This is a genomic window from Chitinophagaceae bacterium C216, from assembly GCA_028485475.2.
GTDB classification, from domain to species: Bacteria; Bacteroidota; Bacteroidia; order Chitinophagales; family Chitinophagaceae; genus Niabella; species Niabella composti.
The window spans coordinates 1,319,097-1,344,751 of the sequence record CP144143.1 but is presented as its reverse complement, the minus strand read 5'-3'; the positions used below and the strand labels follow the sequence as shown (position 1 = coordinate 1,344,751).

Sequence of the window (25,655 nt, the reverse complement as noted above, 5' to 3'; positions counted from 1 at the left end):
TTTTATGATATCCAAAATTTTTTATCCTATACGAAACTTAAAAAGCCCTGCTATTCAGCAGGGCTTTTATCCATCCAAAACGATTGTACCCGATTATTTTACTTTATTTACTGCAATCTCGTCAATTACTTTATTGCGCTTGTTTACATTATATACGCCTACCACTTTCCCTTTAACATTGGAAATGGTAAAGTTAAAGTTATATTCGCTATAGATATCTGTATCAAATTGATAGTTTCTTACAATGCTAGTACCACTTAATTTTTCGTTATACAGAATATTACCGTAGTTATCGCTAACTGTAACGAAAAGCACTTCATTGCTTGGATTGGTTAAAGAAAGACGATACACCGGTAAATCATTCAGATTGCCAATGTAACTAACTTCAGCTTTTGCTACAGTTTCTTCATTGTTTGCAAATGCAGGAACTGCAAGAGAAGCGGCAAAAAGGGTAACTAATGCCAGAATTAAGGCTTTAGTGTTGGTAAATACTGTTTTCATAATTAATAATTTTTATAGTGTGATAAATATTTTTACCGAATAAGTGAAAAGGAAGTGCAAATGGTTTAGAATTATTTGCTGCTTCCGTACATGGGCTGAGATGTCAAAGTGTTCGCAAATACTACTCCCAGAATGTAGGCTATACTTTTTGCTTTTGATAAAATCGCTTTCATATTGCCTCCTTTTTTATTTTTAATAGTTAACAAATATTTTTATTCATCTACATGGTCAGCATCGTCGGGGGCAAACAAAACGTGCAAGCGAAAGTTTTCAGGGTAATCGTATTTTTTAATTCCAATTTTACAATGCAGCTGCAGTGTATGTGAATTATGTATTTCTGACACAAAAATACTTCGACTTAAAGCCTACTACAAACCAATCTTGTTAGAATAATAGGAAGCTAAAATTTTCAGAATACTACATAAGATATTGAAATACAAATAATTGCAATGGCATTTTTTATGATACCCAACTATATTATAAGAAATAATATATATGGTTTTTTATGCCTAAACATAACATTCCCTTCATTATGAAAGCACTTATTAGAATACTTATTTGGATGCGCGCCGAACTTGAATGATTGATGCAAAGGAAAAAAGTACAATAGTCATCCACCTTTATCCATTCCCTCGCGGCTTTTAAGGTACCATCTTTGTACTATTAATCTTAATAAACACTCTTAACCTTCAAAAGCACTATTATGAATCGTTCAGCTACAGCCGTATGGAACGGCACTATCAAAGAAGGAAAAGGAATACTTAGTACACAAAGCCAAACGCTTAATCAAACTCCGTATTCCTTTGTGTCTCGTTTTGAGAATAAACCAGGAACCAATCCCGAAGAATTAATGGCTGCAGCCCATGCAGGATGTTTTACCATGAAACTTAGTGCAGACCTGACTGCTGCGGGCTTCACCCCGGAGGAGCTTGTAACAGAAGCGGTTGTCTCTTTAGAGAATGGAGCTATTACCAGATCTGCATTAAGTGTTCAAGCTAGGATACCCGGTATCACCGACGAACAGTTTCAGCAAATAGCTGCTGATGCCAAGGCAAACTGCCCAGTAAGTAAAGCCTATAATCTGGAGATTACCCTACAGGCTCAACTTATCGCAGCTCCTTAATTAGGCAATATCCATACTCTCTATATATACGTTGTAATCCCTGTTTTTTTGTAACTTGGATTACAACTTTTTTATGCCCGCAAAGGAAAAAAATACAACAAAGGAGTTTTGTTGGGAAAATATCATGATAAAGAGTCAAATACCCCTACTTTTGACCTCATTGTATATAATTTTTAACATATATATGATAACAAATGATAACACCCATGCATTCAATCCCTCTTTTTAAAAGCGACCTAAAAACACTGGGAATAATTAAGCTCGATGAAACAACTATAGAGGAAATTAATAATGGAACGTATAAACAATTTATCAGAGTATTGTATATTCCTAAAGGTTATTCATTGCAGATTGACCTCTCCTCTTACAAAATAAGCCGAGCATCGCTATTTTTTGTAAATACAGATCAATATTTGTATATCAACAAATCTACTCGAGAACAGGGATATCTTATCTTTTACAATCGGGATTTCTATTGTATCCAGATTCACGACCACGAAGTAGCTTGCGATGGCATACTATTTAACAACATTCATAATATCCCCTTCGTGCAACTCCCTTCCGAAGACCAGCCTTATTACAGCGCTATTTTCGAGGATATGCTCTATGAACTGGAACAACAACAATCTTCTCAGGAAGAAATGCTACGTACGTATCTGAAACAATTATTTATAAAGGCTGCCCGATTATGGAAACAACAACACTTACATGAGACACTTTCCAAGCAGCCCACCGATGTAGAGTTCTTTCGGAAATTTACGTTGCTGGTAGAAAAGCATTATAAAGAAAAGCACAATGTTGCCGATTATGCAGCCATGTTATTTATGGCTCCCAAAACACTTACACATAAATTCAAAAAGCTGAATCTTCCTCAACCTAACGAGATCATCAAAAACAGAATCCTGCTGGAAGCCAAGCGGCTCCTGGTGCACACAGATCTTACAGCCAAAGAGATAGGATACGAACTGGGTTATGACGATCCGGCCTATTTCAGCAGACTTTTTCTGCAAAAAACCGGCACCACACCATCGCACTACAGGACCAGTTTTCTTAAAGAAACAAACTGAGCTGTCCTGCTTATGATAACAAGGTGGGACAGCTCAGTTTCCACAAATACTATCTTAGAGATTATTTCTTAGAACGTTTCTGAAGCGCTTTTGCATTCTTCAGCAACTCTTCTGTAAGCTCCTGTATAGCCGATTCTTTGTCTCTTTTTAAAGCAGAAGCAAACTTCTTTCTGGTATTCGAACCACCATGCTTCAAACCCCACAAATACATTTCGGCAATAATGGGTACCAATTCAATGCCTTTTTTGGTAAGATAGTAGCCGGTACGGTTTTTACCTTCCAGAGGATACTTTGCAATAAATCCTTCAGCCTCCAGTTGTTTCAGGCGGGAAGACAGGATATTTGTTGCAATACCTTCTCCTGACTCAATAAATTCGCCAAAGGTAGTTTTACCATCCAGCGCAATATCTCTGATAATTAGCAGAGACCATTTATCCCCTACAAAATCCAGACAATTGCTTATGGGGCACTCCGATCTTTTCATAACATCTTTCATAACCGTTCTAAAATTTTTGTATCGTTAATTAAACTTTTCCCTTGCAAAGACCAAAGTTACAATTACTTTTAATTTAAATGTTTTAAAAGAATGTAAACATTCTGCGCAAACGCTTGCACATAGCAAGTCTGAAAGCACATTTGGCTATTTTCATGCATCTTTTTTATATAAAAAAAGAAAAACCGCCACAAGGCGGTTTCTACAATGGTGTATTAATATACCTATCTTCTGGCTCTGTTTCTGGCAATGATTCGATCCTCATGCGTACGATTGTTGCTTTCTAAATATCTTCTATCCCTGCTATCACGAATCACCACTTGATTTCTGATATTTTTATATCTGCTATACTTAGCGATATCAGCACGATTGTCACGATAAGGAGGATAATTGCGGTTTATCACAACCTTATAGGTTTTGTATAAATCTATATGGCCATAGTTACGAGGCAGATAGCGGGCAGTAACCCATTTACGACCCGAAGGATAAATAAACATTTTCGCATCCACATCGTAGTACACATTAATTTCTGGGAGATAATAATAACGCACATAGTTGTATCCTACAGGCCCCCATGCCGGCTGGTTACCAATATTAATATTGATGCTTAATTGCGCAGTAGCATTTTGCATCATTAAGATTCCAGCAAGCATAAACGAAACGATAATATACTTTTTCATGGCCTTAAGTTTTAAAGTGAATAATCTGAATTCATCTTCTACACTTTAGACGGAGAGGGAAAAAGAAAGGATGACTGTCCTAGTCATTTTATAAAAACATTAAGATTTGCACAAAATCAGCATATCGCAATCATTTATGATGTACTTCCGTTAAATCCTCATGTAAGAGCACAATATCATAAATTTGCTTTCTATGGCAAAGAAAAACAAACCAGTTATCCTCATTACCAATGATGATGGCATTTCCGCTCCCGGTATCAGGGCATTATACGAAGCTGTAAAGGAGTTTGGGAAAATAGTAATTGTAGCCCCTGATAAACCGCAGTCGGGAATGGGACATGCCATTACGATAGGGCATCCTATACGATTGGATAAAGTGGATACATTTGAGGGAGTAGAAGCATACGCCTGTTCAGGTACGCCGGTAGACTGTGTTAAACTTGCAGTAGACAAAGTACTGCATCGTAAACCCGATTTATGTTTGAGTGGTATTAATCATGGACCGAACCACAGCATAAATGTAATTTATTCGGGTACCATGTCTGCAGCTATGGAAGCTGCTATTGAAAGCATCCCTGCGGTAGGGTTTTCGCTGATGAGCTACGATCATCACGCCGATTTTTCAGCAGCACAACATTATGCACGGCTCATTACCGAAAAAATGTTGAAGGAAAGAACCACTAAGCATATGCTGTTGAATGTAAACATACCCGATCTTCCCTTATCCGATATCAAAGGATATAAAATATGCAAGCAGGCTTATGCAAAATACCAGGAGAAATTTATAGAAAGAAAAGATCCTGGAGGCAGAAAGTATTATTGGCTCACGGGAGAGTTTCTCAATTTTGACAATGCACGTGATAGCGATGTATGGGCACTTGCAAATAATTATGTAAGCATCGTTCCGGTACAGTTTGACCTTACTAATTACACTTTGAAGAAACGACTGGAAAAACAATGGAAAGATACTACTACGCGCAAGGGAAAAGAGCCCGTAAAGAAAATTGTTAAACGCAGCATGCGAAAATCAGAATAGGAAATCATAAAAGATAAAGCATTGAATACCGGATATCGCAGATATTACATTATTGCCGGAGAGGCTTCGGGAGATTTGCATGGAGGCAACCTAGTTGCTGCACTCAAAAAAATCGAACCTCATGCCCAAATACGGGGCTGGGGTGGCGATAAAATGCAGCAGGCCGGCATGGAGCTGGTTAAACATTATAGAGACCTAGCCTTTATGGGTTTTATTGAAGTAGTAAAAAACCTTCGTACAATACTCCGAAATCTCAAACAATGCAAGCAGGATATTCTATCATTCAAACCAGATGTACTGGTGCTTATCGATTATCCGGGCTTTAATCTTCGCATTGCCAAATGGGCTAAACAACAAAACCTAAAGGTGGTTTACTACATTTCTCCGCAGGTGTGGGCATGGAAAGAAAATCGCGTAAAGATGATGAAGCAATGTATCGACAAAATGCTTGTCATCCTTCCTTTTGAAAAAGAGTACTATCTCCATAAATGGAACTGGGATGTAACTTATGTGGGGCATCCCCTTATTGAAGAAGTTACTAAAAAACAACAAGCAGGCACAGACCTGATTATCCGCAACCGCCAAGGAGAAGTTAATCAAAAGCCCATCGTTGCACTTCTTCCGGGAAGCCGCAAACAGGAGATAGAAAAAAAGTTGCCGGTAATGCTGGAGGTAAGCAAAACTTTTCCGGACTATCAATTTGTTGTAGCGCAAGCCCCCTCGCTCGACACTTCGTTTTACGATACCTTTACTGCCCCCTACCCTAATATAAGTTTAGTGCAGAACCGTACTTACGACCTCCTGATGCAGTCAAAAGCTGCTTTGGTCACCTCCGGAACGGCTACCCTAGAGACAGCCCTGTTTGGTGTTCCAGAAGTAGTATGTTATAAAGGTTCTGAAATCAGCTATCAGATTGCCAAACGTGTGATTAGCATCCAATATATTTCGTTGGTAAACCTGATTATGAACAAGGAAGTGGTGAAAGAGCTGATTCAGAGGGATATGAATGTCCCTAATCTTATCAAAGAATTGCATTTGTTGCTACACGATGAGACAAAGCAAAAACAGATTCAAGAAGATTACAGCCGGTTAAGGGCTTTACTCACCACCAATAGTATCGCCTCGGAAAACGCAGCGGCCATTATCAGCGAATTAGCTGCGCAATAGTTTTATTGCCAAGATAATCAAACAAATAATAAACAGAAAAAGGCTGATACGGTTAATCCCGTGCATATACTTTACCCATGAGCTCTTCGGCCGATTGGGATCCTTCTTACGAAGGTATAAGTATTCTGCCAGTTGCTTTAAAACACCCATTAGTTTGATAACAGATTTATACTAATGAAAGTTTAATATTGAATAAAGCCGAAAATAAAAGAATAGTTATCACCTAGTCATACACACCATAACGTCCTTGGAACAATCCTACATTCACACCGGCACGAATCACTGGAACAATCCTTACCTTTTCATTGGGCGTTCCATAATAATCTACATCTACATAAGGACTATTTCTATTTTTCAATACATCGGCCAGTACAGACAAATAGAAGAACGTAGTACCACCCTTCAGACGTCCTGTAGAAAGGCCTCCTCCTAATAAAAGAGATGTAGCATTGGCTCTAAATTTACCGCTGGCATAATAAGCACTACCGGGCTTTGCAGTGTAATTCTCTGCAATAAAATTATGCTCTAACTGTCCTTGTACAAAAATAAATGGTACAGGATACACTCTTGTAAAAATACCCGGACCATATACATGTCTTCTAAACTTATCATTTATCTCGCGCCAATCTCTGGCTCCATGATAAACATAATGGAGCAGAACGCCACCATCTACATAATCATTGAATTTATAACCCAAAACAGGACTCAATCCTAATACGGTACCACCGGTATAAAAAGATGCGGTTACACCACCTCCGGTAAATAAGTGATGCTTTTTAAATCCTTTTTCTTCCGGTACTGAATTATCACTAGCACGCTCTTTTCTTTCCTGTTGAGCAAATGCGTTTAAAGCAGTAACTACAAACACAGTCAATATAATCGCAAAACGACAAGTCTTCATTAGCATTCAATTTTCGATGAGGTAAAATTAGGATATATTTTTTAGCTAGCACTCATGAAAACAAAAGTTTCAAATAATTACATATTAATCAAAAATCTTTCCCGGGTTCAAGATATTATTGGGATCAAAAGCCCGCTTGATATCGCGCATGATTTGTAATGTGCGCTCTTCAAACATAATATCCATAAATCCTTTTTGGATCAATCCAACACCGTGTTCGCCTGTGATCGTGCCCCCCAGAGCTTTTATCTGCTGAAACAATTCGCGCAGTATCAGCTGCATTTCGGGGTTTTTATAGCTATCCGCTACCGAATCCTTTTTAATACGGATATGCAAATTCCCATCACCGGCATGCCCATAGGCTACAGATTTAAACTGATGCTTATGCCCCATTTCTTTCAATACTTTAATTAAACGGGACAATTCTGCACGTGGCACTACTACGTCCTCTTCAATCGTATAGCCACACATCTTTACATATTCAGCCATGCGGCGGCGAAGCTTCCAAAGTTCCTCTTTTTGTTGCGCATCCTCGGCCAAAAGTAAATCGCCCGCTCCATGTTGCTCCATTAAGGCAGCTATTTGCTCCATTTCTCCCACCAACACATCTTTGTTATTTCCGTCCAACTCAATAAGTAAATGTGCGGCAATACTGCTGTTTACAGGGGCCGCATGAGTACCCACCATCTGGCTTACAATAGTTAGGGCATCAATCTCCATCAGTTCCAATGCACTGGGTGTACATCCAGCTCTAAAGATAACACTTACTGCTTCACATGCTTTATCCAAATCATTAAAAGGTGCCAGCATCAGTATATCATACTTAGGCAGTGGTATCAATTTCAAAACAATTTTGGTAACGATGCCTAAAGTACCTTCGCTTCCAATAATGAGTTGAGTAAGATTATACCCTGTTACATTCTTCAATACATTGGCACCGGTCCAAATGATCTCACCTGTAGGCAATACTACTTCCAGATTCAGCACGTAGTCCTTTACTACACCATATTTTACAGCGCGCGGACCACCGCTGTTTTCGGCAATATTGCCCCCGATAAAGCACGAACCTTTGCTCGAAGGATCGGGTGGATAAAACAGCCCTCGAGCCGCTACTTCTCTTTGTAATACCTCGGTAATGACACCCGGCTCGGTAGTGACCTGCAAATTGCGCTCATCGATATGAAGTATTTTATTCAAACGCTCCGTAGAAATAACAATACCGCCCAGATACGGAAGCGCCCCACCGGAAAGCCCTGTGCCGCCACCACGCGGTGTTACAGGAATTTTATACTGATTACAAATTTTTAAAATGGCGCTAATTTCATCTGCAGTTGCAGGTTTCAAAACCGCTTGGGGACTAAATTGCAGCGTTTCAGTTGCATCCTTCGAATAATCCTGTAAAGTTGCTTCATCGGTAAAAAAATACGCCTCTCCTACAATTTTTTTGAACGATTCGGCAAGATCAAGTGTTATTGTTTTTTGCAATACGCTCATTGTTGTAAATATATAAACTTTTTAATGCTTGTTGCTTTTCGACAATCTGTTAAAAACAACATACTTATCTTTGGACGATTATAATAAAATATTCATAGACAATGTCCGGAATTTTAGAACAAATAGGCAATACACCACTAGTAGAATTAAATAAGATATCCGTAAATAAAAATGTAAAAATATATGCCAAACTGGAGGGTAATAATCCCGGGGGCAGCGTGAAGGACCGTGCAGCTTATGGCATGATTAAGGGCGCTCTTGATCGTGGCGAGTTAAAACCGGGCATGAAGCTCATTGAAGCTACCAGCGGTAATACAGGTATTGCCCTAGCAATGATAGCGAACTTGTTTGGAGTTGAAATAGAACTGGTAATGCCCGAAAACGCAACAAGAGAACGGGTGCTGACGATGCGTGCCTTTGGAGCTACCGTTACTTTAACTCCCAAAGATAAAGGGATGGAAGGCTCTATCGATTATGCACGTGAAAAAGCTGCGCAAGGGGATTATCTAATGCTGAATCAGTTTGGCAACCCTGATAATCCGGGAATGCACTATAAAACAACCGGACCAGAAATCTGGCGAGATACCAACCATCAAATCACCCATTTTGTTTCCTCCATGGGAACTACCGGAACCATCATGGGAGTAAGCCAGTATCTGAAAGAAGTGAATAGTAATATTCAAATCGTAGGTTGTCAGCCTACAGACAATTCCAATATTCCAGGAATACGAAAATGGCCTGAAGCTTATTTGCCCAAAATATTTGATCGCAGCCGTGTAGATCGTATCATAGAAGTGGATGAGCAAGACGCGAGAATAATGGCGAAAAGATTGGCCCGAGAAGAAGCAGTGTTTGCCGGCATGAGTAGCGGAGGTGCGGTTCATGCAGCCCTAGAACTCTCTAAGGAACTGGAATCGGGAGTGATTGTATGTATCATCTGCGACAGAGGCGATCGTTATTTGTCTTCTGATCTATTCGATTAATTGCTTCGTTTCTTTTTCCCTACTACGAGATCGTAGGAATGATCGATCCACTCCTTAAGTTGCTTAAAAGAAACGGAACCATCAACGATGATGGTATTCCAATGTTTCTTGTTCATATGATACCCCGGCATTACACATGGGTAACGTTCTCTTAATTCTATCGCAACATCAGGATCGCATTTTACATTAAATGAGAGTGGGACGTTATCCATTCCCATCAGCAAAAAAATTTTGCCATTGACTTTGTACACTAGCGTATCGGGACCGAATGGCATTGTTTCCGCTACATCAGGTTTGCTTAAACAATAGTAGCGTATAGTTTCTATATCCATCGTAACTAAAATAATAAATATTGGCTAGGGGGTCAAATAGAAACGATTCGCTTAAATCCCAAATTCATGGAATTGATGATTACTCTGAAAAATCATTTATAATTTCTTAACGATAACACTGATACCATGGTGTTTATTTATCCTTTCCATAACTATTTGCAGTTTTATTATTCTCAAATAAAAGTTACCTCATAAAATACTTACGCAATGCAAACAAAGATTAACACCCATACAATTGAACAATGCTCATAGAAAACGGATAGGAGTAAACGACATACTCTTTCTTGGCCACTATTATTGTCAATCACACAAATATTTATTGATTAGTGCAACTGCTGAAATAAGCAGTAATAAAATCGTTCTCAATAAGCTTTCAAAAAATCTTCTTCAAACTCAGAAACTCATTAATTTCAATCCTCATTTATCCACATAATAAAAAATCATTCAACAATGAATTGCTTACCATTCAACAAAAAAGTCCTCGCATGTCTTATTAGTTTTCTGACAATTTTAGCATTTCATTTTTCTTCATATGCCCACATACGATTGCCGCATATAATTGGCAGCAATATGGTGCTGCAGCAGAAAAGCGAAGCTTACTTATGGGGTTGGGCTAACGCTGCTGAGAAAATATATGTTACCACTTCTTGGAACAATCACACTGACTCAGTTGTAGCCGACGGAAATGCAAGATGGAAGATTAAATTACAGACACCGGCTGCGGGCGGCCCTTACAGCATTACATTAAAAGGGGACAACACCATTGTTTTAGAAAACATCATGATTGGTGAGGTGTGGGTTTGTTCCGGGCAGTCCAATATGGAGTGGAGTAGTCACCAGAAGTTAAAACAAATTTTAGATGAGCTACCCGTAAGCCACAACGACAATATCCGGCTGTTTCATGTAACTAAAACTACCTCTCCTTATCCTCAAGATGATCTGGAAGGGAGCTGGAAAATATGCGGCCCTGAATCTTTAAAAGGATTTAGCGCTGTAGGCTACTTCTTCGCAAAAGAACTGCAACAAAAACTCAATGTGCCTATCGGTGTTATCAATTCCAGTTGGGGTGGCACTCCGGCAGAGGCATGGACACCTGCAGAAATTATTAATAACAATGAAACATTACTTCAAGCAGCGAAAATGTTAGGTACTACGCCATGGTGGCCCACCCTACCTGGCTACGCATATAATGCCATGATATATCCACTTACCCAGTTTTCCATTGCAGGGGCCATCTGGTACCAGGGAGAAAGCAATACCACCATGCCCTTTACCTATAGCCAGCTTTTCTCGTCTATGATTAAAAGTTGGAGAGCTGCGTGGAATAAGGAATTTCCTTTCTATTATGTACAAATAGCCCCCTACACATACGGCAATCATAATGTAGGTAATTTGGTAAGAGAGCAGCAAACAAAAGCCCTTAGTACACCTAATACAGGAATGGTTGTTATTACGGATTTAGTAGAGAATGTAAAAGATATACATCCCAGCAATAAAATAGACGTTGCAAAGAGATTGGCCGCATACGCATTAGCCGAAACTTATGGCCAGCAAGTGGGCATCTACAAAAGCCCTATGTTTACCCGAATGGATATAAAAGGAGATAAAGCGCACCTGTTTTTCGATAATGCACCTAATGGGTTTAAACTGAGTAATGGTAAAACTGCCACAGAATTTTATATCGCAGGTTCTGACAAAGTATTTCATCCTGCGGATGTGAAAATTGAAAAAGATAGATTAATTGTTTCCAGTAAAAACGTGAAACAACCTGAGGCAGTAAGATTTTCATTCAGCAATACATCTATATCCAATATTTTCAGTAAAGAGGGACTTCCTGTAGCGCCGTTTAGAACCGACAATTGGAGCGTTGATACCACTAAAATTGTAGAACAACCTAAGTAATCTGTGATATATCCCGATGTGTGCGGTATATCATACGCCGTCCACATCGGGTATTACAATAACAGATTTATATCTTTTTTCCTGATGGAGGACTGCCACCTGATATAAAATATCTTTTTTACATTGTTCGAGTACCTTAGCACTCCGTGGCAACTTTAATAACAACTCCATTAAATACTGATTACGCACTTTATTGACAATTGGCTCTGCAGGCCCTGTAAGATACTTTCCATATTTACTGGACAACGCACCGGCAAATAACTGTGCGGCGTCGCGCACCACCTCCTTCTGCTTATTCTTAAAAGTGAGTTTAATGATGCGGGAGAAGGGAGGATAAAAAAACTGCTCTCTTTTGCTTATTTCATTTTCATACAATCCTGTATAATCGTGCTGCTTTACCTGCAACAATACAGGATGTTGCATTTGCGAAGTTTGAATCAGTACTTTACCTTTACCATGCTTTCTGCCTGCTCTTCCACTCACCTGCTCCATTAACTGATACGCCCGTTCATTCACTCTAAAATCGGCAAAGGATAGAATCCCATCTGCGTCGAGAATGCCCACCAGACTTACGTTTTCAAAATCCAGTCCCTTTACTACCATTTGCGTACCTACCAGAATATCAATTTTATGCTGCTCGAAATCCTGAATCAGCTGATGATGGGCATTTTTTCCTTTTACCGAATCAATATCCATTCTTGCTGTACGTGCATCAGGAAAAAATTCTTTTAATGCTTCTTCAATTTTTTCCGTTCCAAATTGCTTTTGAATAAAATCGTGGTTTCCACAACGCGCACAGGTAATAACAGGCGGATAACTGGTTCCGCAATAATGACAAACAAGCTTATTATAGAACTTATGATACGTGAGTGATACGTCGCAATGCCTACACTGAGGCACCCAGCCACAAGTGCTACACCGCTGATATGGCGTATATCCTCTTCGATTTTGAAACAGAATTACCTGTTTTTGATCATTCAGTGCAGCTTGAATAGCCTCGCGCAAAGGCTGTGTAAGAATATTCTCTGCATCATTGGCCGATCGATAACGCCGTGTATCTATCATCTCGATTTCGGGCATAGCAATATCGCCATAACGTTGCATCAGCTTCACCAATCCATATTTACCTGCAGTAGCATTGTAATAAGACTCTAACGAAGGTGTAGCACTACCGAGCAGCACTTTACAATCCTCATACAAAGAAGCCATATAAATAGCAGTATCCCGTGCATGATAGCGGGGAGCAGGCTCCATTTGCTTATAAGAAGTATCGTGTTCTTCATCGCAGATAATAAGTCCCAAATCATCAAATGGCAAGAACAAGGCCGAACGGGCTCCTAATACCACTTTAACTCGCCCGTCCTTCACTTTATTCCATATTTCAATGCGCTCGTTTTGAGAAAACTTAGAATGATATACTCCAATATGTCCTCCAAAATGTTTTTCTAATCTTCTAATAGTCTGGGCCGTCAAAGCTATCTCGGGCAACATATATAATATCTGTCGACCCGCTTTCAGATACCGCTCGATCAATCTGATGTAAATTTCCGTTTTACCGCTGGAGGTTACACCGTGTAGTAAACAAATATTCTTTGATGTAAACACATCGCTAATTTCTTGCAATGCATTCTCTTGGGCCGATGAAAGTTCAAAATTTACTTCGATCTGTTTAGCAGCACCTTTAATTCGATCAACTGTTCTTTTTTCTGCAATTAATATCCCTTTCTCAATTAATCCTTTTAAGTGCGCATCAGTGGCCCCAGCCTTTTTCAGTAATTCAGCTTTGGTAATCTCGCCTTCGGTTCTTTGAAAATGCAAATAGGCTAGTAATAACTGCATTTGCTTTTCAGCACGCTGTAACCGCTTATCCTCATTCAACAAACGCTCTAATGCAGCTTCAGAATCATAATCGGGATGCAATGCAATATATGTTTCTTTCTTGGGGTTGTAGGTTTCTTTTAATGCTTCCCAAACGTAGCAAATCCTTTTTTGTATCAAGCGATTAATGACAGGATACACATGCGTAGCATCCAATATCTGCTGTACTTCGGGTAGTCTTAATTCTCTTCGGATGTGCAATGCTTCTGCAACCAGATATTCTTCTGTATCCAAATTGGTAAAATCATCACCTGCTTCTTCATTAAATACCAGAATTGTTTCGCTAGACAATTTGAAATGCGCAGGTAGTGCTGCAGCCATTACTTCTCCTTCGGTACACATGTAATAGCGCGCCATCCACTCCCACAAGCGTAATTGCTGCTCATACACAACAGGTTGCGCGTCCAGCACATTCAACACTTCTTTGGTTTCCACAAAATCCGGTGGCTCATGATGCACACGTTTTACTACGCCCGCATATCTTTTATTCTTTCCCAAATTCACTTCTACCCGGCATCCCGGCTGTACCGTCTCTTGAAAACGCTGGGGCACCACCCAAGTATAATTCAGGGGCAAGGCCAATGGTATGATCACCTCGGCATAAAGAGTAGTATTATCGATATTTTTTATTGACGCCACTTCCAATCCATCTGTTTAGTCCAAAATGAGCTCACTTAACCCTTAATCCATGTTGCACGATATTCTCTCAAGGCTTGTTCCATTGCTAAAAATACTTCTTCTTTTACTGTATGCATACTTTTATTGGCAACAGAAACGGTATCCAGAAAAACAACTCGACTAATGCCCGGGTTTAAAGAGAACACGCTGCTATAATGCATTCTATCAAAAGTATCTAAAAAAAGTACCGGTTGTATAGGAGTTTGTGTTTCTACAGCTAGCTTGAATGCTCCGTTGTAAAATTCTTTTAATGGTTGATGAGTTTCATTGAAAGTTCCCTCGGGGAATACGAATATGGATATCCCTTTATTTAAAATAGAACGCAAAATTTTCAGACTGGCAGCACGATGTGCCGCATCACTTCTATCTACCGTTACGATGGCATTCTTATAAATAAATCCAAAAATGGGCACTTTAGTCATTTCAATTTTTCCTAGTGGACGCACCGGCTCCCGAAATACCTTCACCAACATAGGAATATCCATGTAGGAAATATGGTTAGCCACAATAATACTCCTTGGCGTTTTGCGATAGCCTGGTTGGTATATTTTCTTGACACGTATACATACCAAGGCAAACCACACATCGGCCCAAAATGTACAAAGCCTGTAAATCATATTCCCTCCCTTGATACGCCCCCAAAGGCTTGCTATCACCACCAAGGGAAAAATTAGCAGCATCAATACAACAAAAATGATGGCGGCATATAAAGTGAAAAGAAATCGTAAAAACTTCATATTCTGTAACAAATGTAGCAGGAAAGTTGATAGAATGGTCTACCTCCCCTCCAAAATACGCATTCATAAGCCCCGTGGTGTCGAGAATTTACCGTTAGCTACCCGGAACGCTAAACCGCGTAAAATCCCGATAAAAGAAGTACCTTTGCAGACTTATGCAAGGCGCGAAAACTGTAGCTTTTCACACATTAGGCTGTAAATTAAACTACTCTGAGACTTCCTCGTTGTCCCGCTTGATGGAAAATGAGGGGTTTGAGAAACGTGAATTTACGGATGCTGCCGACATATACGTAATTAATACCTGCTCGGTGACGGAAAATGCAGACAAGGAATGTCGGCAATTGGTACGCCGTATTCAGCGTAAAGCGCCAGCAAGCATTATCGTTATCACGGGTTGCTACGCACAATTAAAACCTAAAGAAATTGCTGAAATTCCGGGAGTAGACCTTGTATTGGGAGCCGCGGAAAAATTTAATATTGTTAAACATCTCAGAGAAATATCCAAAGGCGACTCGGCTAAGATATGCAGTTGCGATATTGAAGATGTCACCGGCTTTAATGCCTCCTACTCTATCAACGACCGCACGCGCACTTTTTTAAAAGTACAAGATGGATGCGATTATAACTGCTCTTTCTGTACTATACCCATGGCTCGTGGAAAGAGTCGTAGTGATAGTATTGCCAATGTGGTTAAAAATGCCGAAGCGCTGGCAGCTAGCGGAGTCAAGGAAATTGTACTTACGGGTATTAACTTAGGAGATTTCGGAAAAGGCCCTGATGGTAATGGTCCAATAGGACTCAACCAGCGTGAAGAAAATTTTTATAAACTAATTCAGGAACTGGATAGAGTTGAAGGAATTGAACGTTATCGTATTTCGTCTATCGAACCCAATCTGCTTACCAACGAGATTATAGAGTTTGTGGCTAACAGTCGTAGGTTTATGCCGCATTTTCACATTCCTTTGCAAAGCGGTAGTAACAAGGTTCTGGGAATGATGCGTCGTCGATATAGACGCGAATTATATGCAGAACGTGTAGGGCTTATTAAGCAATTTATGCCACATTGTGCTATTGGTGTGGATGTCATTGTAGGTTTTCCGGGAGAAGCCGATGAAGACTTCCAAGAAACTTATAATTTCCTTCACGAACTGGATATTACCTATTTGCATGTATTTACTTATTCTGAACGAGATAATACACACGCCCTCACGCAGAAACCGGTAGTACCTATGCATGTTCGTCACGAGCGAAATAAGATATTGCGCAATTTGTCCTATATGAAATCGCAGTATTTCGAGGCGCAACACGCCGGACAAACACGCAAAGTGTTATTCGAACACCATAATAAAAATGGTATGATGGAAGGTTATACCGATAACTACATCCGAGTTACCGCTCCTTTTAAAGAGGAATGGGCCAACCAAATCGTAGAGTGGACCTTATAATTACAAAGGGTCTTATTTTTCTTTTTTCGAAGCTGTTTTATATTCTTCGTTGAGTCCCTTTATAACTTCCTTTGTAATATCATAAGCGGGGTCGCTATAATAAAAGAAATTTTCGTGCGAGAAGATAAAAGTATACATGCCGTTGGCATTATACTTCTTTAAAAATTCCTGTATTTTTTTGCGTACACTTACATTTCTGGATGCTATCCACTGGCCAAACTCCTCTTCCAGTGCCTGTTTCCGTTCAACCATTTGTCTTTGGGTTACCTCCATATCCTGTCTGGCGGCATTCATTTCTTCCTCCGTCATGGTAGGAGCTTTCTCTTGATATTTTTCCAACTTCTCTTTATATGCGCGCTCCATTTTGCTGATTTCATTATTCAGCGCTTCACTTTTTCTTTCAAACTCTTTGGAAACTTCTTTTGCCAGTATATATTGATTCTGTATGGAATCTGGATTAATATAAGCAAACAAAATACGCTTGTTTGCGAGCGAGTCCTTATCGATTGCTTGGGCTGCAGCAGCACTTGGAACGGTATCTTTCCTTGTAAAATCCTTATACAGTAAGTAGGAAACTGCAACCAGCAAAAACGCATTTACCACCAATAAGGCTTGCTTCATAGTTATATAGATTTTAAAGTTGCAATATAAGGATCAATCCTAAAAAAAACGAATATAAAGCCGTTTCTTAGGAAAGGGTTAACGGAATCCGTCGCCAATACTTGAACCCAAGCAATAGGGTTGCTTTTATAATGTTATGATTATATAACACTACAAATAATAAAAAAGGAGCAACCTTATCGATTGCTCCTTGTATAATTTTCTGAGTAACACGATTACTCTTCTTCGTCAAAAGACATGGCTTCACGGGTTGTTTGTAACAACTCGTATTCCTCTTTGCTGCCCACAATCATATTCTCAAACTCACGCAATCCTGTACCTGCAGGGATATGGTGACCGGTAATCACATTTTCTTTCAAGCCCAGCATTTCATCGGCCTTACCTTGAATAGCTGCAGCAGAAAGCACTTTGGTAGTTTCTTGGAACGAAGCTGCAGAGATCCAGCTTTGTACTCCCAGAGAAGCCTTAGTAATACCTAACAAGGTAGGCGCTGAAGTAGCAGGTCTTGCATCCCTATACTCTACCAGTTTCTTATCTGCACGGCGCAACAGTGAGTTTTCTTCTCTTAACTCGCGCAGGCTTACGATTTGTCCTGCACGCAGCTTAGTAGAATCTCCCGGATCTGTTACCACCTTTTTGTCGAAGATATAATCGTTCTCTTCAATGAATTCGAATTTATCTACCAAATCATCCTCGAGGAAGCGAGTATCACCCGGATCTACGATGCTTACCTTACGCATCATCTGACGCACAATCACCTCAATGTGTTTATCGTTGATCTTCACACCCTGTAAGCGGTATACCTCCTGAATTTCGTTCACCACATATTGCTGTACCGCAAATGGACCTTGGATGGATAAAATATCCTGAGGCGAAACTTGACCATCACTTAACGGAGTACCGGCTTTAACGAAATCGCCATCTTGAGCTAGGATTTGTCTGGTCAACGGAACCAGATATTTTCTGGTTACGCCGTCCTTAGCTTCAACGATAATTTCACGGTTACCACGTTTTACAGAACCCATTGTTACCACACCATCAATTTCAGAAACTACAGCAGGGTTGCTTGGGTTACGAGCTTCAAACAGCTCAGTTACGCGCGGCAGACCTCCGGTGATATCTTTTACCTTTCCTAAGATACGAGGTATTTTTACCAACACTTTACCGGCTTTCACTTCTTCGCCCTCTTCGAGCATGATATGGCTACCGGTAGGCAAGTTGTAAGATTTGGAAGTCTTACCTTCTATGATAATTGAAGGAATCTTAGTTTTATCTCTGGTTTCGATAACCACTTTTTCGCGGTGTCCAGTTTGTTCATCCGCTTCCTCACGGTATGTAACACCTTCAATAACGTTTTCAAATTTCAGTACACCATCTACCTCAGCAATGATTACGTTATTGTAGGGGTCCCAAGAGCAAATCACATCGCCTTTGCTCACCTTCTGCCCATCTTTCACCATAAGGGTAGAACCGTAAGGAATGTTATTGGTGATGAGCAGTCTATCGTTCTTAGTATCGATGATACGTACTTCACCGGTACGACCAATCACCACTTTCACTTCCTCTCCTTCAGCATTAGTAGTTATTACAGAACGTACCCCGTCGAACTGGATCACACCATCGAACTTAGCCGTTAATGTAGATTCTACAGATGCAGAACCGGCCACACCACCCACGTGGAAGGTACGAAGTGTAAGCTGAGTACCAGGCTCACCGATGGATTGAGCAGCAATGATACCCACTGCATCACCTTTTTGAGCTAGATAACCAGAAGCCAGGTTCTTACCGTAACACTTCACACAACATCCGCGTTTACTTTCACAAGTCAGTACAGAACGGATTTCAATAGACTCAATACCGACATCTTCAATCTTCTTGGCAATGGCAGGAGAAATTTCCTTACCAGCTTCAATGATCAGCTCATCAGTTAGAGGATGATATACATCATGCAATGAGGTACGGCCCTCAATTCTATCTGCTAATGGTTCTATAATATCCTCATTGTCTTTCAGAGCTGAGATGCTGATACCACGCAGTGTACCACAATCTTCTTCTGTGATTACCACATCTTGTGCTACGTCTACCAGACGACGAGTCAGATAACCCGCATCAGCTGTCTTCAACGCTGTATCCGCAAGACCTTTACGAGCACCGTGTGTAGAAATGAAGTAATCCAATACGTTCAGTCCACCCTTAAAGTTTGACAGAATTGGGTTTTCGATAATTTCTGAACCGGTAGAACCAGATTTTCTAGGCTTAGCCATGAGTCCCCTCATACCGGCTAGCTGTTTAATCTGCTGCTTAGAACCACGAGCTCCTGAATCCAGCATCATGTATACGGAGTTGAAACCTTGTCTGTCTGATGCCAGTTCACGAATCAGTGTTTCTGTAAGGCGGGTATCCACACGGCTCCAGATATCTACTATCTGGTTATAACGTTCGTTGTTGGTGATCAAGCCCATGTTATAGTTATCCCACACTTCATCTACTTCACTTTTTGCATTTTCGAGCAACTCTTGCTTAATTTCAGGAACAATCAGGTCGTTGATGCTGAACGACAGACCACCTTCGAACGCTGTGCGGAAACCTAACTGCTTAATATCGTCAAGGAATTTCGCCGTTTTGGGAACATTGGTAATTTCGATAATATCACCAATGATTTCACGCAGGTTCTTTTTAGTCAATAGCGCATTTACAAAACCTACTTCTTCAGGTACGAACTGGTTGAAGATCACACGACCTACTGTGGTTTCAATCAATTGGGTCTTCAGCTCTCCGTTTTCTTTTCTTACTTTAGCTCTTACCTTAATCCAAGCGTGAAGATCTACGCGCTTTTCGTTATATGCGATAATTACTTCTTCGGCGGAATAGAACACTTTACCCTCTCCACGCACAATCTCAGTATCGGTAGATTTTTTACCCTTAGTCAGATAATACAGACCAAGTACCATGTCCTGAGAAGGTAGTGTGATAGGAGTACCGTTCTGAGGGTTAAGAATATTGTGAGAAGCCAGCATCAGCAGCTGTGCTTCTAGGATAGCCGCATTGCTTAGCGGTACGTGCACCGCCATCTGGTCACCATCGAAGTCGGCGTTAAACGCGGCGGTTACCAGCGGGTGCAGCTGAATAGCTTTACCCTCAATCAATTTAGGCTGGAACGCCTGGATCGACAAACGGTGCAGTGTTGGGGCACGGTTGAGCAGAACCGGATGTCCTTTCAAAATATTTTCGAGGATATCCCAAACTACCGCTTCTTTTTTATCTACCAGCTTTCTTGCCGATTTTACGGTTTTTACAATACCTCTTTCTATCAGTTTACGAATGATAAACGGCTTGAACAGCTCGGCCGCCATATCTTTTGGCAGACCACATTCGTGAATTTTTAATTCGGGACCTACAACGATTACCGAACGACCTGAGTAGTCAACACGTTTACCCAGCAGGTTCTGACGGAAACGTCCTTGTTTACCTTTCAGCACATCGGAAAGCGATTTCAGCGCACGACCACCTTCTGCTTTTACGGCATTGGATTTACGGCTGTTATCGAACAGAGAATCGATCGCTTCCTGAAGCATACGCTTTTCGTTACGCAGAATCACTTCAGGAGCTTTGATTTCAATGAGACGTTTCAGACGGTTGTTACGAATAATTACCCGACGATATAGATCGTTCAGGTCTGAAGAGGCAAAACGACCACCATCCAGTGGAACCAGCGGACGTAGCTCCGGTGGAATTACGGGGATGTATTGCATCACCATCCATTCAGGACGGTTGGTAATTCTGGAGTTAGCATCGCGGAAGGCCTCTACTACACTTAAGCGTTTCAATGCGTCGGCCTTACGTTGTTGTGATGTTTCGGTGGCAGCAGCATTGCGCAGATCGAAAGACAGTTGGTCTAAGTCTATTCTCTGCAGCAAATCGTGAATGGCTTCTGCACCCATTTTGGCGATGAACTTTTGAGGATCATCATCAGGTAAATACTGGTTGTCTTTGGGCAAAGCATCCAGTATATCCAGATATTCCTCTTCTGTTAAGAGGTCGCCATAGTTTTGTCCCTTATCGGCTCGTACTCCCGGCTGAATTACTACATAGCGTTCGTAGTAAATAATGCTCTCCAGTTTTTTGGAGCTCATTCCCAGCAGGTAACCGATTTTGTTAGGGAGTGATTTAAAATACCAGATGTGTACTACAGGCACCACCAATTTAATGTGCCCCATACGCTCACGGCGTACTTTCTTCTCGGTTACTTCTACACCACATCTGTCGCACACAATTCCTTTATAGCGTATACGTTTGTACTTACCACAAGCACATTCGTAGTCCTTTACCGGACCAAAGATTCTTTCGCAGAATAGACCATCGCGCTCCGGCTTATAAGTACGATAGTTGATCGTTTCAGGCTTTAACACTTCGCCATAGCTTCTTTCCAGAATAGAGTCGGGAGAGGCTAAGCTAATTGTAATTCTTGAAAACGATGCTTTTGGACGATTGTCTTTTTTAGTAGCCATTAGATTTATTTCTAATTTAGAATTTTTAATTTGATATTGATTCCTAAGTTCCGAATGAGGTATTCCCTGAAGGTGGTTCAGGGAATAATGCGATTATTCAAAAGTTAAGTCTAATCCCAATCCTCTCAGTTCATGCACTAATACATTGAACGACTCAGGAACTCCGGCGCGAGGTATATTCTCACCTTTCACAATACTTTCGTATGTCTTAGCGCGACCCACAATATCATCGGACTTAATGGTCAACAACTCTTGCAGGATGTTGGATGCACCGTAAGCTTCCAATGCCCACACTTCCATTTCCCCGAAACGCTGACCACCGAACTGTGCTTTACCACCCAACGGTTGTTGTGTAATCAAGCTGTATGGTCCTATAGAACGGGCGTGCATCTTATCATCCACCATGTGGTGCAGTTTAATCATATAGATAACACCCACGGTTGCTTTCTGGTGGAAGCGTTCGCCGGTTTCACCATCATACAAATAAGTGTGACCGAATTTCGGAATACCTGCTTTTTCGCAGTACTCCTCGATTTCGTGAGGCTCAGCACCGTCAAAAATCGGTGTTGCGAATTTTACGCCTAGTTTCTGACCGGCCCAACCCAGTACGGTTTCGTAAATCTGTCCGAGGTTCATACGAGAAGGTACCCCCAGCGGATTCAGTACGATATCTACCGGTGTTCCGTCTTCCAAGAACGGCATATCTTCCTCACGAACGATTTTGGCTACGATACCCTTGTTACCGTGACGGCCCGCCATCTTATCACCCACCTTCAGTTTACGTTTTACGGCCAGATATACTTTAGCCAATTTCAACACACCGGCAGGTAACTCGTCACCGATAGAAATATTGAATTTCTCTCTCTTGTAACGACCCAGCTCTTCGTTATACTTAATATTGTAGTTGTGCAGCAATGTGTTCACCTGCTCATTAATCACTTCATCATTAGTCCATCCTAGCGGGTTCACATTGGTATAGTCAATAGAAGCTAGGTTTTTAGAAGTAAACTTCACGCCTTTACCAATCACGATTTCGTCGAAGTTGTTTTTCACTCCGGCAGAAACCTGATTTTCCAGTAAAGTGCCCAGTTTATCTAGCAAGATGTTTTGCAGATCCTGAACATTCTTCTCGTGTACTTTTTCCAGCTTTTCCATGGCCGCTTTTTCACGGGCCTTAGCATTTTTATCTTTCTTAGCACGCTGGAACAGCTTTTTGCCAATTACCACACCTTCTACTCCGTTTGGAGCTTTCAGCGAGGCGTCTTTGGCATCTCCTGCTTTATCTCCAAAGATAGCGCGCAACAGTTTTTCTTCAGGTGTAGGATCGCTCTCTCCTTTAGGAGTAATTTTACCGATTAGGATATCACCTTCTTTAATTTGCGCACCTATACGGATAATACCGTTTTCGTCCAGGTCTTTAGTCGCTTCTTCAGAAACGTTAGGAATGTCGGCTGTCAGCTCTTCTTCTCCTAACTTAGTATCGCGTACTTCGAGCTCATATTCCGAAATGTGGATAGAAGTAAAGAGATCTTCTTTTACCACACGCTCACTAATCACAATCGCATCCTCGAAGTTGTATCCTTTCCATGGCATGAAGGCCACTTTGAGGTTTTTACCCAATGCCAGCTCTCCGTCGCGAGTTGCATAACCTTCAGTAAGGAAGTCACCCGCTTTTACTTTTTGTCCTTTCTTCACAGCAGGCACTAGGTTGATACAGGTTTCTTGGTTGGTTTTAATAAACTTGGTGAGCTTGTATACTTTCAGATCTTCTTCGAAGCTTACCAGTTTTTGGGTGACATCTCTTTCGTAACGCACATGAATTTCGTTAGCATCCACATATTCTACTACACCGTCACCTTCTGCATGAATTTGGATTCTAGCATCACGTGCCGCCTTGCTTTCCAATCCGGTACCCACAATAGGTACATCTGGGCGCAATAATGGAACAGCTTGACGCTGCATGTTGGATCCCATCAGTGCACGGTTGGCATCGTCGTGCTCAAGGAACGGAATTAAGGAGGCGCTCAGACCCACAATTTGGTTCGGAGCCACATCCATGTATTCCACCTCGCTTTTATCCAGGACAGGGAAATCTCCTGTTTCTCTACTTTCTACTCTATCGTTGATGAAATTACCGTTGTCATCGATTGGCGCATTGGCCTGTGCGATCTTAGCGGTATCTTCTTCTTCAGCACTCAAGTATTTCAGCTCCTTCATATCTACCTTTCCGTTCTCTACCTTACGATAGGGGGTTTCGATGAAGCCCATTTCGTTAATCTTAGCATGAACGCAAAGTGTAGAAATCAAACCGATGTTGGGTCCTTCAGGAGTTTCAATGGTACACAAACGACCGTAGTGTGAGTAGTGTACGTCACGCACCTCGAAGCCTGCACGCTCACGGCTTAAACCACCTGGACCCAAAGCTGAGATACGGCGTTTGTGGGTAATTTCGGATAATGGGTTGGTCTGATCCAAGAACTGAGACAACTGTGATGTTCCGAAGAAAGAGTTAATCACAGAAGAAAGTGTTCTGGCATTGATCAGATCCACAGGAGTGAACACCTCGTTGTCACGTACATTCATTCTTTCGCGGATGGTACGGGCCATACGAGCCAACCCTACACCAAACTGAGCATACAACTGCTCTCCTACGGTACGCACACGACGGTTACTTAAGTGGTCGATATCATCAATCTCCGCTTTACCATTGGTAAGGCGTACCAGATATTTGATGATTTCGATAATATCTTCTTTAGTAAGTGTTTTTTGCTCAAGCGATACGTCGATTCCCAGTTTACGGTTAATTTTATAACGACCTACTTCGCCTAAGTCGTAACGCTTGTCGCTAAAGAACAATTTATCAATAATACCGCGAGCAGTTTCGTTATCCGGAGCGTCAGCACCTCTCAATTGACGATAGATAAACTGAACCGCTTCCAGCTCGCTGTTCGAAGTATCTTTGTTTAAAGTGTTATAAATGATGGCATAATCACCGCCCACATCTTCTCTTTGTACAAATACAGTATCGATTCCCATATCTACAATGGTTTCGATAGCTTCTTCATCCAATACTGTATCGCGCTCCATTACAATTTCGTTACGCTCGATAGATACCACCTCTCCGGTATCCTCATCCACGAAGTCCTCAACCCAAGTACGTAGTACACGAGCGGCTAGGCGTTTACCGATATGTGCTTGAAGCGATTTTTTATCTCCGGGAACTTCATCAGCCATACCAAACAGCTCCAAAATATCCTTATCGGTTTCGTAACCGATAGCACGTAATAAAGTCGTTACCGGGAATTTCTTTTTACGATCGATGTAAGCATACATCACGTTATTAATATCGGTAGCGAACTCCATCCATGCTCCTTTAAACGGAATCACACGAGCTGAATATATTTTAGTACCGTTAGGGTGTACAGACTGACCAAAGAATACACCGGGAGAACGATGCAACTGAGAAACCACCACACGCTCAGCACCGTTGATCACAAAGGTACCGCGGGGGGTCATATATGGAATATTACCTAAGAATACATCCTGAACAATAGTCTGGAAGTCCACGTGCTCCTCGTCATTACAGCTCAAACGTAGTTTAGCCTTCAGAGGAACCGCATAAGTTAATCCACGCTCCATACACTCTTCGATGGTGTAACGGGGCGGATCGATGAAGTAATCCAGAAATTCCAGCACGAAGATGTTCCTGGTATCGGTAATCGGAAAGTTATCCTTGAACACACGGAACAACCCTTCATTCTTACGCTTATCTGGAGTAGTTTCTAATTGAAAAAATTCTTTAAAAGATTGGATTTGAACTTCGAGCAAATCAGGTGTTTCAGCTAAATGTTTGATTTTTCCGAAATCAATTCTCGATTGTACGCTTGTAGCAGACATAAATATTAAACCGGTTTTAATGATTGACCTGTAGAAATGCCAATAGGATCACTTTTATTGCTAAAAGAAATCCTATTGAAATTCAATTACTTGAACACATTTCGTAAAGTCAAAATTTTATTGGCCAAAATAAAAGGATTGCAAAGTTAGGGGAATATCCGGTAAAGAAAAAACTTATCCGCAATAATTCTGCCAATTTTTAACATAATACA

The 25,655-nt window shown here is 41.0% G+C and carries 19 protein-coding genes; 7 read left to right on the top strand and 12 right to left on the bottom strand.

Annotated features, from left to right (window positions below):
• Positions 1-93: 93 nt before the first annotated feature.
• Positions 94-501, bottom strand: coding sequence for a hypothetical protein (locus tag PIECOFPK_RS05565; protein WP_330973425.1), 408 nt, complete (start codon positions 499-501; stop codon positions 94-96).
• 703 nt (positions 502-1,204) lie between these two features.
• Here PIECOFPK_RS05565 and PIECOFPK_RS05560 point away from each other — a divergent pair.
• Positions 1,205-1,624: an OsmC family protein gene (locus tag PIECOFPK_RS05560; protein WP_330973424.1), complete on the top strand. Its 420-nt coding sequence runs from the start codon at positions 1,205-1,207 to the stop codon at positions 1,622-1,624.
• A 206-nt stretch (positions 1,625-1,830) separates the two neighbouring features.
• Entirely contained in the window at positions 1,831-2,691 is an 861-nt protein-coding gene (locus PIECOFPK_RS05555) for a helix-turn-helix domain-containing protein (RefSeq protein WP_330973423.1), read from the top strand.
• A gap of 61 nt (positions 2,692-2,752) precedes the next feature.
• Here PIECOFPK_RS05555 and PIECOFPK_RS05550 read toward each other — a convergent pair whose 3' ends face one another.
• Together PIECOFPK_RS05550 and PIECOFPK_RS05545 are read right to left on the bottom strand one after the other, a co-directional pair.
• Positions 2,753-3,175 (bottom strand): winged helix-turn-helix transcriptional regulator, encoded by a 423-nt coding sequence (locus PIECOFPK_RS05550; RefSeq protein ID WP_330973422.1) that lies wholly within the window; start codon positions 3,173-3,175, stop codon positions 2,753-2,755.
• Between the two features lie 233 nt (positions 3,176-3,408).
• On the bottom strand, positions 3,409-3,864 hold the full coding sequence (locus tag PIECOFPK_RS05545; RefSeq protein ID WP_330973421.1) for a hypothetical protein: 456 nt from the start codon (positions 3,862-3,864) through the stop codon (positions 3,409-3,411).
• Between the two features lie 193 nt (positions 3,865-4,057).
• Between PIECOFPK_RS05545 and surE the strand changes: the two genes are divergently transcribed.
• Both surE and lpxB read left to right on the top strand, forming a co-directional pair.
• Entirely contained in the window at positions 4,058-4,900 is an 843-nt protein-coding gene (gene surE / locus PIECOFPK_RS05540; RefSeq protein ID WP_409966694.1) for a 5'/3'-nucleotidase SurE, read from the top strand.
• A 21-nt stretch (positions 4,901-4,921) separates the two neighbouring features.
• Positions 4,922-6,067 carry a lipid-A-disaccharide synthase gene (gene lpxB / locus PIECOFPK_RS05535; protein WP_409966693.1) on the top strand — a complete coding sequence of 382 codons (1,146 nt, stop codon included), beginning with the start codon at positions 4,922-4,924 and terminating at the stop codon, positions 6,065-6,067.
• On the opposite strand, the gene PIECOFPK_RS05530 is transcribed toward lpxB, so the two are convergent.
• The 3 genes from PIECOFPK_RS05530 to PIECOFPK_RS05520 all read right to left on the bottom strand — a co-directional run bounded on the left by PIECOFPK_RS05530 (position 6,053) and on the right by PIECOFPK_RS05520 (position 8,462).
• A complete protein-coding gene (locus PIECOFPK_RS05530) occupies positions 6,053-6,217 on the bottom strand; it encodes a DUF6728 family protein (protein WP_330973418.1) in 165 nt (54 codons plus the stop codon). The genes lpxB and PIECOFPK_RS05530 overlap by 15 nt on opposite strands.
• 73 nt (positions 6,218-6,290) lie before the next feature.
• Entirely contained in the window at positions 6,291-6,968 is a 678-nt protein-coding gene (locus PIECOFPK_RS05525; protein WP_330973417.1) for a hypothetical protein, read from the bottom strand.
• 84 nt (positions 6,969-7,052) lie between these two features.
• Positions 7,053-8,462, bottom strand: coding sequence for an FAD-binding oxidoreductase (locus PIECOFPK_RS05520; protein ID WP_330973416.1), 1,410 nt, complete (start codon positions 8,460-8,462; stop codon positions 7,053-7,055).
• Positions 8,463-8,563: 101 nt separating this feature from the next.
• Between PIECOFPK_RS05520 and cysM the strand changes: the two genes are divergently transcribed.
• The gene (gene cysM, locus PIECOFPK_RS05515) at positions 8,564-9,445 is read left to right on the top strand and encodes a cysteine synthase CysM (RefSeq protein ID WP_330973415.1); all 882 of its coding nucleotides are present in this window, start codon (positions 8,564-8,566) and stop codon (positions 9,443-9,445) included.
• Here the strand turns inward: cysM and PIECOFPK_RS05510 are convergent.
• Positions 9,442-9,777 (bottom strand): MmcQ/YjbR family DNA-binding protein, encoded by a 336-nt coding sequence (locus tag PIECOFPK_RS05510; protein ID WP_330973414.1) that lies wholly within the window; start codon positions 9,775-9,777, stop codon positions 9,442-9,444. The two genes, cysM and PIECOFPK_RS05510, sit on opposite strands and share 4 nt — an antisense overlap.
• 570 nt (positions 9,778-10,347) lie before the next feature.
• On the opposite strand from PIECOFPK_RS05510, the gene PIECOFPK_RS05505 reads away from it, so the two are divergent.
• A complete protein-coding gene (locus PIECOFPK_RS05505; protein WP_330973413.1) occupies positions 10,348-11,679 on the top strand; it encodes a sialate O-acetylesterase in 1,332 nt (443 codons plus the stop codon).
• 30 nt (positions 11,680-11,709) lie between these two features.
• Here the strand turns inward: PIECOFPK_RS05505 and priA are convergent, their stop codons facing one another.
• Positions 11,710-14,196: a primosomal protein N' gene (priA, locus tag PIECOFPK_RS05500; RefSeq protein ID WP_409966692.1), complete on the bottom strand. Its 2,487-nt coding sequence runs from the start codon at positions 14,194-14,196 to the stop codon at positions 11,710-11,712.
• Positions 14,197-14,231: 35 nt separating this feature from the next.
• Positions 14,232-14,972 (bottom strand): lysophospholipid acyltransferase family protein, encoded by a 741-nt coding sequence (locus PIECOFPK_RS05495; RefSeq protein WP_330973411.1) that lies wholly within the window; start codon positions 14,970-14,972, stop codon positions 14,232-14,234.
• A gap of 155 nt (positions 14,973-15,127) precedes the next feature.
• Between PIECOFPK_RS05495 and mtaB the strand changes: the two genes are divergently transcribed.
• On the top strand, positions 15,128-16,417 hold the full coding sequence (mtaB, locus tag PIECOFPK_RS05490; protein WP_330973410.1) for a tRNA (N(6)-L-threonylcarbamoyladenosine(37)-C(2))-methylthiotransferase MtaB: 1,290 nt from the start codon (positions 15,128-15,130) through the stop codon (positions 16,415-16,417).
• A 12-nt stretch (positions 16,418-16,429) separates the two neighbouring features.
• Here mtaB and PIECOFPK_RS05485 read toward each other — a convergent pair whose 3' ends face one another.
• The 3 genes from PIECOFPK_RS05485 to rpoB all read right to left on the bottom strand — a co-directional run bounded on the left by PIECOFPK_RS05485 (position 16,430) and on the right by rpoB (position 25,443).
• Positions 16,430-17,038: an OmpH family outer membrane protein gene (locus PIECOFPK_RS05485; RefSeq protein ID WP_330973409.1), complete on the bottom strand. Its 609-nt coding sequence runs from the start codon at positions 17,036-17,038 to the stop codon at positions 16,430-16,432.
• A 215-nt stretch (positions 17,039-17,253) separates the two neighbouring features.
• Complete coding sequence (gene rpoC, locus PIECOFPK_RS05480) at positions 17,254-21,546, bottom strand: DNA-directed RNA polymerase subunit beta' (RefSeq protein ID WP_330973408.1); 4,293 nt, start codon at positions 21,544-21,546, stop codon at positions 17,254-17,256.
• 93 nt (positions 21,547-21,639) lie between these two features.
• Positions 21,640-25,443, bottom strand: coding sequence for a DNA-directed RNA polymerase subunit beta (rpoB, locus tag PIECOFPK_RS05475; protein ID WP_409966691.1), 3,804 nt, complete (start codon positions 25,441-25,443; stop codon positions 21,640-21,642).
• Between the last annotated feature and the right edge of the window lie 212 nt (positions 25,444-25,655).